Raw genomic sequence first — 14,784 nt, 5'->3', positions numbered from 1 at the left:
TCACTCATGAAAATCTGATTACGATTTTTTGAATTTTTTATATCTCATGAGACATTCACCTATCTTACTAAGAGGGGTCACCATATAGACGAAGTAATTATTTTCCCTAAAAAATATTGGGGACTTAAGGGGATAGAATGAATCTTCTTCAACAATCGGGCGCTATTGTTGAAGAAACCTTAGATTTTCAAACGACTTTATTGTTATATTTTTGAGTACAGTTAAGTATCTTATATCGAAAATTAAACAACTATATTTTAACCCCGTCCTAAATTTAGAACGGGGTTATGCTTGTTTTAGGTTTTAAAATTTAATAGCTTTATTGTCTTTTTACAATAGAAATCTCTTTTTTGATATGGTACCCCTATGATAGCTTTTTACAATTTAAAATAAAGTCAATATCCTCACAAGTAGTATCCTCATTGTAAATACGTTCAATAACTTCAGCTGCATACTCTTTATCTTCATGTGTTTCTGCTAATCTCTTTATATAGTTTTTTATAATTTGTATTGCTTCTTCCTGGTCTAGATCATTTCTCATCAATTCAGGGTTGAAATATCCCAATTCGTACACTCCTTTTCATTAATGTAATGATGATTTCTCTCTCTTTTCTCGCATATATACTGCAAATTTCATCATTTCTTCTTTCGTAAATTGTTTCCCTTCAGTTGTACCTTGTTTAGCCGTCCCAATAAACACTAAATCATCTCATTTGGAAAATGGTGCTTCTCCTTTATTGACCATTTCACTGTATCTTTTCCATTCACCGTTTATGTTCACTACATTATCTAGTAGAAAGCACTCTATCATATAAAAGTATGATGATAGGTTAATAAACAAGCATTTTTTTTACTAAAACATAGAATAATATGAACCGTAATTGAAGGGAGGTATAAAAGAATGTCCTGGAATAATGATTGCTGGAGTTCTAAGAAAAAACACCATTGTGATGATGATTGGTGGAAATCTAAAGAAAAGCACCATTGTGATGATGATTGGTGGAAATCTAAAGAAAAACACCATTGTGATGATGATTGGTGGAAATCTAAAGAAAAGCACCATTGTGATGATGATTGGTGGAAATCTAAAGAAAAGCACCATTGTGATGATGATTGGAAGTTTAAGAGAAATAAGTGTCGTTGTAAATGTTTCTTTATTTGTTGTCATTGCAAAAGAAAACATTGGTAAGATTTTCAGTCTCAACTTAAAGGCAAAGAACATGTCTTTGGGACTGATAAATACTAGATTATAGTATACAAAAAGCTGACTAAGTATAGTCAGCTTTTTGTCAATGAAAACGTAGAGATTTAATCTGGCATAAATATTTACTGGTTGAGTGGGGTATTGAGAAAAAATAAACTGACTCTTATAAAATTTTTCCTATTATATATATAAATCATGCTTAGTTAAATTGGGTTGATTTTATAAGGAGCCAAAAACCTCAAAATATTTATTTTATAATTACATAAATAATCCTAACATCTCCAAAAATTGATATAATGATACAGTTATTAATAGCAATTAGGGAGATATACAGGATGAACTATACACATATGCCAAAAGAAATAGGAATGGTTAAGCGGACTCCATTCGCTTCGATACCGAAGAAATTCATCGGTATTGGTAAGATTGTTAAAAAACAAATAAAAGTGGAGCGCCCTACATTAACCCAAGACGAACAAGAAATTATTGAAAATAAGTTATTATGTTCATTTCTTTCTGAAGAGAAGATATTGATTACTTATTATAGAGATGGTCATTTGCTTACTAGATATGTGACTGTAACTGACATAAATCCAATAAAGAATTTAATAGCTTGCACTGATGCATCTTATAACAGAATTTTTCTGAAATTTATAGATATAATTGATTTAAGATAAAAAACATACAGTGTTTCAAATATATCCGGGAATAAAAATGAAAGAATCTTGTATTCTAGGTTAAGTTAAGATAGGGAAAAAGTGTAGGTTCTTGTGAGAGTTAGCAAGATAAAGGCTGTTTGTTTATGTTTTTGATTGTCTGTTATAGTTATCAAATTTACAAATACAAAAGAGGAAAAGAACTCAATAGAGAAAGCTAAGGAAGCATTTAGATAATAGTTGAAGACGCCCGATTAAGGACGGCTTCAACTATTATCTAACTTTGATATATTCATACCACCATTTACCACCTGGTCTAGTATCCATCCACCAAGTAATCTTATCTAACTCTGCATTAAGTAGAACATCGATTCGGATATAACATAGTCCAGAAAGTAGATCAACATTAACGCTACCTTTTATTCCTCGTTCTGCCATAGCTTGAATAGCTTCATCTAAGGAGTTAGTACCGAATCCACCTGACTTAACGTATTAATATCCAGCATTCCCAACCGTTTGCCCCGTTAGAGCGTATACGTAGGAAGTAACTAGTCATAACTCCTCCTTATGGTAATTCCTTTTGTAAATCTTTTTATTTAAATGTATAATTATATAAAAATTCTAAAACTATGAATCGAGGTGAAAAGCATGAGAAGTTTTGGCTCATTAATGACCTCTACTATCTGCTCAATAATCCTTATAATTTGGAATGCCTATTCCTTCTATAATGGATTCACAATGGGACATACGTACTACTGGGTTAATGGCATCGCAGCTGTTATCTTCTTTCTATTCTTTATCGTAAACATGCGAGAGATCAACAAGAAAAACTATAGAACCTCAGAACAATAGGAGTTGATACATATGTGGAAAAAAATTAAGAATTATAGATTGAGCTTAAAAGATTTGAAGTTCATGTTATGGCTGTTCGGTATTACATGCTTTATATACAGCTACAATTTCATTGTAGGACTTGCTTTTGTCCACAAATTCCAAGTTTATGATTTAGGTGGTGCTATAGCGACATTCGCCGCATTTATGGATACTAGAAATAGGATTAAAAATAAAAATTATAAAGCAGCTTAATATAAAAGGGATCCTTTGCGGTTTCCTTTTTTCTATGCAAAATAAAAAAGCAGCGGATTCGCTACTTCTAATTAATTGTAACTTCATATTGTTTTTTAATTAAATTTGATTACTTTCAAAACAATGAAAATGAATTTTAAAAGTAATTAAGATTATATTGGCTATCTGTATTTTTTCAGTCACCCTCTTCCAAATAAAAGCCCCCTCAACGGATGATTTATGTCTTACACTAAACTTTTTCACTACTATACTTAATTAGCAATGATACAATTGGCCACGAATTTCGCCATTAGGATGTTGTACTGTATGAACATTAATATAAATGTTTCCAGAGATGATTTCATTTACAAGAGCATCTAATGTTTGACCAGCCAACGGTCCAACCAAATCCTCTTGAGTGATCATTCCTGTAAAAGTTGCACACTCTATTGAAACCGGATTTGTTATAGGCCCAAATAAAAAAGCTACAACAGGACCGTTCGTTCCTTTGGCTCCTAGATGCAGATGGGCAACTACTACATTTTCTATATCGAATAAATCTAACTTGAATTTTAAACTAAGCTCGTCCTGGCTTAATTTAAAGAAAGCTTGTCCTCTAGCATCGGTTTCTACTGGTGGAACTTCATTTCTACCACGTAACTTTGCGAAGAACATATTTATCACTCCTATGCTTTTATTTACTCCTAATATATTCTAGTCCTTCTTAAATGGTGACAAAATAAAAAAGCAGCGGATTCGCTACTTTAATTCTTTCTTATTCGCTTCTATTTCTTCTTCATTAAATGATTTTTGTACATTTCTTTTTAAATCCAATCCTTTATAAACAAGTTCCTTGAACTCTTTCATAGATAATGGATCAGTCAATACTTCCCATAATCCTATCAATTCTGTATATTTAGGTGTCTTCATAAAATACTCGTGTGATTTAACTGTTTCGAAGTGTCTATGGAATTCCCAATGACATTCTTCGCATAGAGGAACAAGATTTTCATAATCATTCGTTCCGCCTGTTTTTAATGGAATTTTATGATGCAAATGAACATCTGTTTTTGAAAAACATTTTGGGTTTTTCAGTCTGTTTCCAGTATTGCTTACTTATATTACGAAATTCCTGTCGAGGCTGTTCGTATTCCTCCATTATAAATCTCCCTCTTTTAATTCTTTCACTTTCGCATAAATAGTAGAACGTGGGACACCTGTCATTTTGGAAATGTCATTTACACTCAAACTATTTTCTGTTCTATGGTTTCTTAGCCCCATTGTTATTCCTCGCTTTCTACTTGTAAATTTCCATTTCAATTGAATATGCAATATTTCATATTTTATTATTGTAATATCTTTTTATTAACTATCCTTTCTTAGTTCATCATTAATATCCATTGATAAATCAACGTTTGTAATTTAATTCCTTATATTAAATCCCGACAAGATACTTTTAAACACTTTATTCGAATAATTATATTGGAATTTCTTGTTCTACACATCTATACGCGTTTTGTGTATTATATAGCAGAAGAGTAAGGTAAGAGTTACTCTTTGCCATTTTAGAAAAGGTTCTGTTGGAGACAACAGGACCTTTTTTGTTCGAATTTCAATAAAACAATTCTTAAATTCCGTCTCATTGGAACTAACTATATAATGAAACTGATTAAATATTAGGAGTGCTATTAATGTCTGATATAATCCGTCTCTTAATTATCATGATGATTGCAACCTTTTTATTTTCTTCCATAATAATGGAGTTTAAAAAACCTCAAAAAAGCATGTTTTAGTTCTCAATTGAAGTCTTGTCTCTCCTCGGCGTTTTACTGCTAATAAAGGAATTTTTTATCAATCATATAACATAGTCCCCTGAATAAAATTCAATATTCCGTCAATAATGTAGACAACCGATTAAGTTACTTTCTCCTTGTTTCCCCCTTGGAGAACCGAGCAGTTAGCTTTTGCTAGCTGCTATTTTTACAAATACTAATTAACACAAGTACATTTCAGAAAAGCTTCGTATGATATGGTGGTTAGATATAAAGTATTCCAGATACTGATGGCATTGATAATTATGTTTAAGGCACTGGCCCTTTGCAATTGATGCTGTATGGTTTGTTCCCTAAGCTCACCTTATTTTCCGAAGAAAATAGCTCTTGCAAGTCCATTCATGGCTTCTCCTTTAATTCGAATGGTGGCAGCACCTTTTATTAGAATTGTCCCCTTTGTTTAACAAATTCTTTTTTGTAAATAATATGTTTGTTAAACAATTAATTAAGGGGGACTTGTATGCCACAGGATCGAAAAGCAGAAGTTCAAAACGATGCATACGAAGGAAAAGAGATCATACCGGATAATCCACAATATCTACCGCGTCACGTGCAAATGGAGCTGCCTCACGAATTTTCTGTAAATCCTCTGTTTGCCCGCGAAGGAGAATCAGTCGTTCCACGCTTTCACATACCTGATGAAGGCATGTTACCAGAAACAGCGTATCAAATCGTCCATGATGAAATTGCTCTTGATGGCAATGCCCGCTTGAATCTTGCAACATTCGTTAGCACATGGATGGAGCCTGCCGCAGAGCAATTATATGCCAAATCATTCGACAAGAACATGATTGACAAGGATGAATATCCACAGACAGCCGAAATTGAGGAGCGGTGTGTCCGCATTTTAGCCAACCTCTGGCATTCGCCCACCCCCCTTACGACTATGGGCGTTTCAACGACTGGATCGTCGGAAGCATGTATGCTCGGGGGGCTTGCGTTAAAGAGACGCTGGCAAAATGCACGCAAAAGCGAAGGGAAACCGGTGGATCGGCCCAATATTGTGTTTAGTTCTGCTGTTCAAGTCGTTTGGGAAAAATTCGCGAACTATTGGGAGGTTGAACCACGCTATGTGAAGGTTAGCCCAGAGCATCCCCGATTGGATCCTCAGGGGGTCCTCGCTGCCGTGGATGAAAATACGATTGGTGTGGTACCGATTCTCGGTGAGACTTATACCGGGCTTTACGAACCGGTTGCCGCCATCGCGAAAGCGTTGGACGATTTACAGGAGAGGACGGGCCTCGACATTCCCATGCATGTGGATGCGGCTTCGGGGGGATTTATAGCACCGTTTCTTCAACCAGATTTAGTCTGGGATTTTCAATTACCGAGGGTGAAGTCCATCAATGTATCCGGACATAAATATGGATTAGTCTACCCTGGGTTGGGTTGGATAATTTGGCGGGAAGCTGAAGATCTCCCTGAGGATCTAATCTTCCGCGTCTCCTATTTGGGCGGGAACATGCCGACTTTTGCCCTGAATTTCTCTCGTCCTGGCGCACAAGTGCTCCTGCAATATTACAATTACCTGCGTTTGGGGAAAAGTGGGTACTTTGATGTCCAAAGGGCTTCTCAGAAAGTCGCTCTTTTTCTTAGCAAGGCGATTCAGAAGATGGAACCGTTCGAACTTTTGTCCGATGGTTCGGATATTCCGGTTTTCGCTTGGCGATTGAAAGATGGTTACACATTAAACTGGAATCTTTATGATTTATCTCGACAATTGCGCGTGTTCGGCTGGCAAGTACCCGCCTATCCATTGCCTCCAGATATGGAAGCGGTGACGATTATGCGCGTTGTGGTTCGAAATGGATTTTCCATGGATCTCGCGCATTTATTTTTGAGGAATCTCAAACAGACCGTTGCCTTTCTGGATTCCCTGGACGGGCCTATGCCACATGATACGAAATGTGATAATGGATTTCATCACTAAATGAAAAAAGCCTAATTTCTTCACATTAAATTGAGAAATTAGGCTTCTTAATATTGAAATTTCCTTAACGTTGTAAATCCGCATTTTTCTGACGGTACCCCATCACCATCAAGCTAAGAAAAGCAAATACCCCCAAAACGAAAAAATAAGCTTTTTATTAAAAGTTAGCACAAAATCTCATTGTGGGTAGTTGTATTTTTTTTACCTGATAGCAATGTGACGGTACCCCTGTAAGAAATTCCATTACGGCCTTTTCAAACTCCTCAACGGTAATAGAATAGGCTAAAGATCATCCGTTTTTTCACGGACTTCCCTTATCATAGGAAATACAAAACTATCAAGGACTTTAAAATAACGATGCTCTAAATGATGTTAGATTTTAGCCAATTCTATAATAGAGCTCCAAGTTTATAAGTTTAGTGTTTACAAAAATATGGATTAATTCAATTTTGAATTAAACCATATTTTTGTAAATGCCCCGTTGAAAGTTTACCTATACCGATATAAGGGTTTACATTTCTGAAAATTAAATCTATTATTGAGAGTGGAAAATTAAGTAAGAAGGATGTGGTTCTGTGTCGAAGAAAATCATTCTATCAGGCTGGGAGCTAATTATTCATCTATTGTTGTCGTTTGTCGGTATACTAGCGGTTGGCTCTCTACCAATTCTATTCAAAGGGCTTTCAATAGATATTCCAGGGTATTTTAGTAGTATTTATAAAATTTGCGAGAAGATAATACTACATGCTTCATCTATGCAGTATGGTATGAAGATTAAAAAGGATTTGTTCCCACAAATATTTTTTCACTATAAAGAGACGATGGTTATACTCTCAATTTCACTGATTGTTTCATTAATAGTGTCATTTATACTAGTACACATAATCTTAAGGGTTAACGAAAAATGGCAGAATAGGATTAAAGAATTCATGTTATTTCTTCAATCTTTACCTGACATATTGTTTATTGTTGGTTCCCAATTGTTGGTGGTATGGATATTCCAGAAAACTGGTGTTATGGCAGCACAAGTAGCAGGAATTGGAGACCAGAAGGTTCGACTCTTACCGATTATCTGTTTTTGTATACCTACCGTTATCATGTTTGTTAAGTTCTTACTTCTAAGATTTGAGGATGAGTTGAGAAAGGATTATGTGTTGTTCGCTGCTTCAAAGGGTATGGATCGTCTTCATATTTTAAACCACCATGTACTAAGAAACGTTCTATTAAGTACTGTGTTCTTTGTAAAAGCTAATATATGGTTTATGCTCTCTAACTTATACATAATAGAATCGATTTTCAATACTCTCGGATTCTTTGTTTTTATTAAAGAATACCAAAGTGTTGAGGTATTCACGGTTGGATTAATATTAATTTACTTACCTATATTCTTATTTTTTAAATGTTTCCATTGGTTGGTACCTACTGCGATGAAGGAGAAAATATAATATGTGGAATTATTTAAAACGTGATAAACGGTTCTGGTTAGGTGGTTTATTTTTAACAATATTAATGGTCCTAAGTATAGGAAATACTGTTTTTAATGACGGAAATATACATAAGGTAATCCTTCAATATGATAAAACTGGTTATCCTGAAGTTCCTCCATTTCCACCTTCAATGCAATTTTTATTTGGTACCGATAGAGCGGGGTACGACTTACTCAATCTGATAATTGAAGGGGCAAAATGGACTATTGGGTTTGCAATCGTAGTAGCCATATTACGCATGGTGTTAGGCGTTATAATCGGTTTTTTACTTGGTGCATATGTTAAAAGAGGGTTTAAAAAAATTGAAGCATTTTTTGATAGTTTTACAATCGTACCAATGGTTATGATTTGTTATTTCATATTATCAGAAGTACTTATTTATACAAATGGGACGATACCGGCTCCATTTTACCAAAGACTTCTATTCCAATTGGCTGTGATTGTTCTTTTAAGTGTTCCCACTCTATCATTATATGTTGCAAATGAAGTAAGGAAATTGCAAACTGAAGAGTTTGTTGAAGCTGCAAAGATCCTCGGTGGCGGAAAATTATACATTGTTGTTAAGCACATTCTTCCTCACCTGGTTCCAACGTTTATAATAATGCTTATGCAACAATTCGTACAAACACTAACATTGTTGCTTCATTTAGGTTTAATAAATTTGTTTTTTGGTGGAACAGTTCTTTATGGTGATGAGGCTGATTCTGTAACACATGAGTGGACTGGTTTAATTGGGATGTATTATCCTTCTCTATCTGCTGATACTTGGATTCCAATGGTTCCGATAACCTTCTTTAGTTTGACTGTTCTAGCTGCGAATAAAATAACTGATAGTATTCAAGATTCTTTAGAAAGAAACAGAACTGCCAGTATCTCTGTTAAAAATACTAATAAGAGTGTTTTGCAGGTACCTGAAAATGAATTGTTTACATTCAAACATCAAGCATAAACACAGCTTTAATTCTCACTTACAGGGGGTATCATCATATCGCTACCAAGTTAACAAAAAGAAATGCCCCCTAAAATGAAAAAATACGCTATTCTTTCTGTAGAATCATAGGAAAGGATGGCGTTTTTTATGTCTGTTTCTGTGTCTGACGGATTACAACTATTTTGTCGAATGAATATAAGAAAAGAGCGATTCCGCTTTTGTAAAGATCATTTATCTAGTATGGAGCATTTAATAATTATGATAAGTACAAGCATTGTAAGGAGGTGTGTACATGAATGAAAAAATTGAGTTTTTGAGTGGATCAGCATTTGATCCGAATTTACTTGGTCCGACATTGCCACCTATCCCGCCATTCATTTTACCAACAGGACCAACAGGACCGACGGGAGCCACAGGACCGATGGGGATTACAGGAGTCACTGGACCGACGGGAGCCACAGGACCGACGGGGATTACAGGAGTCACTGGTCCAACGGGAGCCACAGGACCGACAGGTGTGACAGGAGGAAGTATTATAGTTTATGGAGCATTGTATGATAGATCCAATACACTTCGTACAGCAAATATAGGCCAAAAAGTAGTTTTCCAGGATTTAGGTCCATCTTTGGGGACAAATCTTAATCTATTAAATAATAGTATCCAAGTATTGAATGGTGGAATATATGAAATTAATATGAATTTAACAGCAAGAGTCTTTAATCGTGATTTAACCCCTGTAAATACAGTTTTAAAATTTAGGTTATATATTAATGACGTTACACCTGTTCAAGAAAGTGAATTAGAAGGTACGACAGCCATAAGCACAGATGTCCCTGCATCCGTTTTGAATGCGTATACCATTGGGAAAACAGTATTAATTAGATTAAATGCAAATGATTCACTAAGTATTATTATTGATATTGCACAAGGAGAAATTTCTTCTTATGGAAATCCGTCTTTAATTGTAACAAGAATTGCAGACTAATATCGCACATTAAAAAAATAATTTTAATAAGAAGATGAATAGTAAAAAAGAGGGCCAATTGGCTCTCTTCTTATATCCGGTAAAGTCATTTCACAGTATGTCTTTGTTGTTTTGCAGCATTTTCACATATAATGAAACCTGCTTAGCAAAACGTCCTTATTGACGTCCATCAAGCTCATCTATTGTCGTAAAAAAAGACACCCTAAGGTGCCTTCCTCCGACTTGAACCACTTTAATTTTAATAATATGTATTGGACTCCCATCCACATATTATTTTACCACTCTAAGTAATATGTGGGTACCGCTAGCATTCTTGAAGAAAAACACGCTAAGCAAAAAAATAAGCCGCCCATATGGACAGCTCATTTACATAATTATCGAAAGCAGAAGTTGAAATTTCTTAGTTTTTTGCTCAATTAAAGCACTGGTTCAAGAACAAAATGTTTAAAGAAATAAAACCATATGCTCCTCGTCATAATATGTATTATCAAATTTCAATGCCTTTTTATCTTTTCCAAATACCTCAAATTCACAAGAGGCATACAATTTTTTAGCAGGAATATTAGTTGTTACAACACTTAAATAGATTTGCTCAATGCCTTCTAGGTTATCTGCTTTTTCAACTGCTTTAGAGATTAGAGCTTTCCCTAATCCAATTCCGCGTTTTTCTGGTTTAATATACATCGCCACAATATTTGCTCTATGGCTTAACTTTAATATTTACTCCCTGATTAATGTAACAACCCCAACAACTTGAGACTCTTCGAAAGCACCAAAAGTAAATGTGTTTACTGGTGTAGTAAATCTAATTTTGTACTTTTCTGCTGTTTGATTTTTTTCCTCTTCATAGCTTGATGCAAAAGCATATGGGCTATCTTGGAGTGCTTCAAGTCTTATAGAAAGATACTCTTCAGCATCAGTTGGGTTTAATTGTCTTATTTCCATTTTTATCTCTCCTAAGCACAGTATATTACCCTGATTATACGGCTTTTAGATTAGTTCTTGTTCAATAAATCAAATCTGCCCCCGTTCGCTGGACCTGAATAGTGTATATTTAATTCATGTCAGGTAGACATAACGTCTCATTATCAACAGTCAACGATGCAGAAAATTTTCGTTATGGGGGGAATTCAAAATCTTAAGTTGATGGGCATGTCGCGCTACCTCTTGTATAATATCAGTCTGATAGAAATAAAAATATGCAACTATACATATCATTAACTATTTTTGTAATTTATTGCTATAATGAAAAAGTAATTTTTAGAATTTTTTTACATATTTATATTTTTTTTATAAAAAGAATATAATGACAAAACGGTTCAGACCGTGAAATTTTCTTGGAGGTAAGGCTATGTATACAGAAATTATTAGCAATAAGCTACAATCTTTAAAAGAAAGTGGACAATATCGCGAGTTTGTTACAATTAATCGAATTCGAGGTCAATATCCATTGGCACACTTAAATGGTCAGAAAGATACAGAACCTGTTGTCGTTTGGTGCAGTAATGACTATTTAGGAATGTCACAACACCCAGTAGTTACTGAAGCAATGCACGATGCTATTCGAGCATTTGGTGCGGGTTCAGGTGGATCCCGTAACATAGGTGGTACACATTATCATTATGCTGCACTTGAATCATCACTTGCTGAATGGCATGGTAAGGAAGCGGCTTTAGTTTTCCCTACAGGATATGGTTCTAATGATGCGACATTACAATGTTTACTTCGTTTATTTCCAAATTGTATGGTATTCTCTGACGAACGCAATCACGCTTCAATTATTAATGGGATACGTAGTACAAAAGTCGAACGAGCGGTATTCAGACATAATGATGTCGAACACTTGGAGGAATTGCTTGCAGCTCAACCACATGATCGAGCTAAAATTATTGTTTTTGAATCTGTTTACTCAATGGATGGCGATATTTCACCAATTGAAAAAATTATAGATCTTGCTGAACAATATAATGCTTTAACTTTTATTGATGAAGTGCATGCAATCGGAATGTATGGCCCACGTGGTGCAGGAATAGCTGCTGAACTAGGTCTTGTGGATCGTTTAGACTTTATTCAAGGAACGATGGCAAAGGGGATTGGAGTAATAGGAGGATATATTGCAGCCTCATCATTATTAATTGATGCTGTACGTTCTTTTGCATCTGGTTTCATTTTTACGACTTCATTACCACCAGCAATTGTCGCAGCTTGTCATGCTAGTGTTGAACACTTAAAATCTTCAGACATTGAACGAAATGCTCTACATCAAAAGACTAGTATGTTAAGAGAATCGCTGGCTCAAGCAAATATTCCTATCATGGATTCAAGTGAGACACATATTCTTCCTGTACTGATTGGTGATGCCAAAAAATGTAAAGCTGCTGCTCAACGTTTACTTGAACAACATCATGTCTATTTACAACCTATTAACTCACCAACTGTTGCTGTGGGTACGGAACGTTTCAGAGTTAACGTCACACCAAATCATACCGAGGAACAAATCATGCAACTAGCTGGTGCACTAACAGAAGTATTTAATTATTTTGATATTCCTTTTGCACAGGTTACTGAGGTAGCATTTGCATGACAGTTTTAATGTACATATTTTGCTTAATAGTATGGGGTTTGAACTTTATTGTAGTGAAAATCCAAGGTACACCAGTAAGTCTTGAACTATCATTAACTTATCGCTTGGTGGGGGCTGCACTCATGTTTATTGTTCTTGCATGCGTGTTACGTCCAAACGGTAAGCCTTCTCGTGAAGACGCTTTACCTCTCATTACTTTTGGGGTATGCAACTTAGCTATTAGTTATTTGTGTTTATACTATGCTACGATTTGGATTTCTGCTGCATTAGTAACGCTACTGTTTTCGCTGAAAACAGTTTTGACACCGATTGCACTTCGTGTATTTTTAGGTGAGCGTCTTCATCCCCGAATTCTAGTTGGTGGAATAGTTGGTATTGCAGGAGTTTCTATATTAGTTTATCCATTACTAACGACTGGATTTTCTAATACAAGTGATTTAAAAGGGATAGGACTTGCATTGTTAGGAACAGTCCTTACAGCTATTGGGGATGCCGCTTCTGCCCGAAATGCACGACGTGGTATTAATGCTGTTTATTCAAATAGTGTTGGTTTTATTGTAGCTTCTATACTTTTACTTGCTGTTTGTGTTTTCCAGCAACAAACCTTTACAATACCAACATCCGTTTCTTACCTAGGAGCTTTAGCATTTTTAACTGTATTTGCTTCCTTTGGTGCATGGATGTTTTACCTTAAGTTAGTAGAGCGTATTGGTGCATCAGTAAGTAGTTATATGGTTGCACTTTTCCCTGCAATTGGAGGCGTTGCTTCTGTTGCAATTGGAGAATCATCACCCACGCTCTACTTATTATTTGGCTGTTTATTTAGTTGTGTCGGAGCCGCAATCGCACTAGGATTCCGTTTACCATATAGAAACCGAATTACCATGAAAAATGAAAGCCCAGGGAATTAAAAATTCCTGTGGGCTTTATTCATAGTAAAGTCTATCTATACTTTACACATATTTGAAGGAAGCATTTTATAACTGTAGTTCACATAATGTATGTTTTCTTAACTTTTTAAACAGAATTTCCCGAATTATCAAGTGGGATGTACATTAACTAATTCTTCTATTATGAACATATGTTAAACATCTCAATAATTCTTGTTTTATTTAATAATATTTCGAAAAAGAAATCTGATCGTCTATAACTTTCATTAACAATGTTAAGGGGAACCAACTTTTATGAACTATAGATCTGTATTTGATATCATCGATCCTATCACAATTGGAACATCCAATACTTTTGGGACAGACGCTGTAAAAATAGGATACATTATCCGGAAGCTATTTTCACATGAACCAGACAGAATTGACATTTCTTTATATGGAGGATTTAAAAAGACGAATCATCATTTTGGTGCACATGTAGCAATTATTGGTGGAATTTTAGGTTACAAAATAGATGATTCACTAATTATTAATGCACTTACAATCGCAAAAGAACGAGGAATTACAATTAATTGTATAGAAGAGGTTGCAAAACCAGTACATTCTCATACAGCAAAAATTTGCTTATATAAAGGTAAAGATAAAATTGAAATGATTGCTTGCTCTCTCAGAGGGGGAAGAGTAAAAATCATTGAAGTTAATGGTTTTGAACTAAAATTACGCGAGACAAACCCTGCTCTTCTTATTATGAATAATAATCACTTTAGCACGATTTCCTCTGTAATCGCTATCTTATCAAGATGTAAAATCAATATTAATAAAGTAAGAATTTCACGAAGAGAAACCGGGAAATTATCTATATTAATAATTGAAACTGAGAAATCATTAGTTCCAGAATTAATTGGGGAAATTAAAACATTATCAGGAATTCATCAAGCATTGATTTTAGATTAAAATCTCCCATTTACCTGGGACGATCATAAAATTATCTCTATCTATATTTCAATCATGTGAACGAGTAAATACTATAAATCAGAATACCTTAAACATATTAGATGGAATTCCAATACGTTTAAGATATTTATTAAATCGAGAAAGGGCACTCAATTGAGTGTCTTTTTTTTACAGGATTCAGGTTCATATAAGCCATATAACTGTCCATCTCTTACAACAGTCCTTTTTAAATACTGTTTTATACCCTTCTTTATTACTACCACAGG

Annotated in this window: 16 protein-coding genes and 5 pseudogenes; 11 read left to right on the top strand and 10 right to left on the bottom strand. The window is 34.8% G+C overall.

Annotated elements, in window-relative coordinates:
• Positions 1–364: 364 nt before the first annotated feature.
• Together QCI75_RS11135 and QCI75_RS11130 are read right to left on the bottom strand one after the other, a co-directional pair.
• Positions 365–565 (bottom strand): hypothetical protein, encoded by a 201-nt coding sequence (locus QCI75_RS11135; RefSeq protein WP_353760462.1) that lies wholly within the window; start codon positions 563–565, stop codon positions 365–367.
• An 18-nt stretch (positions 566–583) separates the two neighbouring features.
• A pseudogene (locus tag QCI75_RS11130) lies at positions 584–787 on the bottom strand (hypothetical protein); the annotation flags it as partial.
• A gap of 127 nt (positions 788–914) precedes the next feature.
• On the opposite strand from QCI75_RS11130, the gene QCI75_RS11125 reads away from it, so the two are divergent.
• Complete coding sequence (locus QCI75_RS11125; protein WP_353760461.1) at positions 915–1,253, top strand: hypothetical protein; 339 nt, start codon at positions 915–917, stop codon at positions 1,251–1,253.
• Positions 1,254–1,539: 286 nt separating this feature from the next.
• Positions 1,540–1,881: a YolD-like family protein gene (locus QCI75_RS11120; protein ID WP_353760460.1), complete on the top strand. Its 342-nt coding sequence runs from the start codon at positions 1,540–1,542 to the stop codon at positions 1,879–1,881.
• A gap of 252 nt (positions 1,882–2,133) precedes the next feature.
• On the opposite strand, the pseudogene QCI75_RS11115 reads toward QCI75_RS11120, so the two are convergent.
• Positions 2,134–2,412 (bottom strand): annotated as a pseudogene (locus QCI75_RS11115) (N-acetylmuramoyl-L-alanine amidase C-terminal domain-containing protein); the annotation flags it as partial.
• A 96-nt stretch (positions 2,413–2,508) separates the two neighbouring features.
• Between QCI75_RS11115 and QCI75_RS11110 the strand changes: the two are divergent.
• Positions 2,509–2,712 (top strand): hypothetical protein, encoded by a 204-nt coding sequence (locus QCI75_RS11110; protein WP_353760459.1) that lies wholly within the window; start codon positions 2,509–2,511, stop codon positions 2,710–2,712.
• Positions 2,713–2,724: 12 nt separating this feature from the next.
• Complete coding sequence (locus QCI75_RS11105) at positions 2,725–2,946, top strand: hypothetical protein (RefSeq protein ID WP_002125677.1); 222 nt, start codon at positions 2,725–2,727, stop codon at positions 2,944–2,946.
• A gap of 255 nt (positions 2,947–3,201) precedes the next feature.
• On the opposite strand, the gene QCI75_RS11100 is transcribed toward QCI75_RS11105, so the two are convergent.
• The 4 genes and pseudogenes from QCI75_RS11100 to QCI75_RS11085 all read right to left on the bottom strand — a co-directional run.
• The gene (locus tag QCI75_RS11100) at positions 3,202–3,600 is read right to left on the bottom strand and encodes a CHRD domain-containing protein (RefSeq protein ID WP_070170406.1); all 399 of its coding nucleotides are present in this window, start codon (positions 3,598–3,600) and stop codon (positions 3,202–3,204) included.
• A gap of 84 nt (positions 3,601–3,684) precedes the next feature.
• Positions 3,685–3,981, bottom strand: a complete 297-nt coding sequence (locus QCI75_RS11095; protein WP_353760458.1) for an HNH endonuclease — start codon at positions 3,979–3,981, stop codon at positions 3,685–3,687.
• A 102-nt stretch (positions 3,982–4,083) separates the two neighbouring features.
• Positions 4,084–4,191: pseudogene (locus tag QCI75_RS11090) on the bottom strand (recombinase family protein); the annotation flags it as partial.
• Between the two features lie 768 nt (positions 4,192–4,959).
• Positions 4,960–5,112 (bottom strand): annotated as a pseudogene (locus QCI75_RS11085) (Tn3 family transposase); the annotation flags it as partial.
• A 105-nt stretch (positions 5,113–5,217) separates the two neighbouring features.
• Here QCI75_RS11085 and gad point away from each other — a divergent pair.
• From gad to QCI75_RS11065, 4 genes are all read left to right on the top strand, one after another.
• Positions 5,218–6,687, top strand: a complete 1,470-nt coding sequence (gad, locus tag QCI75_RS11080) for a glutamate decarboxylase (RefSeq protein WP_353760457.1) — start codon at positions 5,218–5,220, stop codon at positions 6,685–6,687.
• A 575-nt stretch (positions 6,688–7,262) separates the two neighbouring features.
• Positions 7,263–8,132 (top strand): ABC transporter permease subunit, encoded by an 870-nt coding sequence (locus QCI75_RS11075; protein WP_353760456.1) that lies wholly within the window; start codon positions 7,263–7,265, stop codon positions 8,130–8,132.
• A gap of 1 nt (position 8,133) precedes the next feature.
• Positions 8,134–9,123 (top strand): ABC transporter permease, encoded by a 990-nt coding sequence (locus QCI75_RS11070; protein ID WP_353760455.1) that lies wholly within the window; start codon positions 8,134–8,136, stop codon positions 9,121–9,123.
• Positions 9,124–9,397: 274 nt separating this feature from the next.
• A complete protein-coding gene (locus tag QCI75_RS11065) occupies positions 9,398–10,090 on the top strand; it encodes an exosporium leader peptide-containing protein (RefSeq protein ID WP_353760454.1) in 693 nt (230 codons plus the stop codon).
• A 90-nt stretch (positions 10,091–10,180) separates the two neighbouring features.
• Here QCI75_RS11065 and QCI75_RS11060 read toward each other — a convergent pair.
• The 3 genes and pseudogenes from QCI75_RS11060 to QCI75_RS11050 form a co-directional block, all read right to left on the bottom strand.
• Positions 10,181–10,270 (bottom strand): annotated as a pseudogene (locus tag QCI75_RS11060) (XRE family transcriptional regulator); the annotation flags it as partial.
• Positions 10,271–10,534: 264 nt separating this feature from the next.
• Complete coding sequence (locus QCI75_RS11055) at positions 10,535–10,810, bottom strand: GNAT family N-acetyltransferase (protein WP_353761517.1); 276 nt, start codon at positions 10,808–10,810, stop codon at positions 10,535–10,537.
• The gene (locus tag QCI75_RS11050) at positions 10,811–11,035 is read right to left on the bottom strand and encodes a hypothetical protein (protein ID WP_353760453.1); all 225 of its coding nucleotides are present in this window, start codon (positions 11,033–11,035) and stop codon (positions 10,811–10,813) included. It lies immediately after the preceding gene.
• Positions 11,036–11,441: 406 nt separating this feature from the next.
• Between QCI75_RS11050 and hemA the strand changes: the two genes are divergently transcribed.
• The 3 genes from hemA to sdaAB all read left to right on the top strand — a co-directional run bounded on the left by hemA (position 11,442) and on the right by sdaAB (position 14,518).
• Positions 11,442–12,674: a 5-aminolevulinate synthase gene (gene hemA, locus QCI75_RS11045; RefSeq protein ID WP_353760452.1), complete on the top strand. Its 1,233-nt coding sequence runs from the start codon at positions 11,442–11,444 to the stop codon at positions 12,672–12,674.
• Complete coding sequence (locus QCI75_RS11040; RefSeq protein ID WP_353760451.1) at positions 12,671–13,585, top strand: DMT family transporter; 915 nt, start codon at positions 12,671–12,673, stop codon at positions 13,583–13,585. The genes hemA and QCI75_RS11040 overlap by 4 nt, the downstream gene beginning before the upstream one ends.
• Before the next feature lie 273 nt (positions 13,586–13,858).
• Positions 13,859–14,518 carry an L-serine ammonia-lyase, iron-sulfur-dependent subunit beta gene (sdaAB, locus tag QCI75_RS11035; protein WP_353760450.1) on the top strand — a complete coding sequence of 220 codons (660 nt, stop codon included), beginning with the start codon at positions 13,859–13,861 and terminating at the stop codon, positions 14,516–14,518.
• The last annotated feature ends 266 nt before the right edge of the window (positions 14,519–14,784 follow it).

The sequence above is a fragment of the Bacillus cereus group sp. RP43 genome, assembly GCF_040459645.1.
In the GTDB taxonomy this organism is placed as follows: domain Bacteria; phylum Bacillota; class Bacilli; order Bacillales; family Bacillaceae_G; genus Bacillus_A; species Bacillus_A mycoides_C.
The sequence above is the reverse complement of the archived record's forward strand: the minus strand, read 5'-3'. Positions and strand labels throughout refer to the sequence as shown.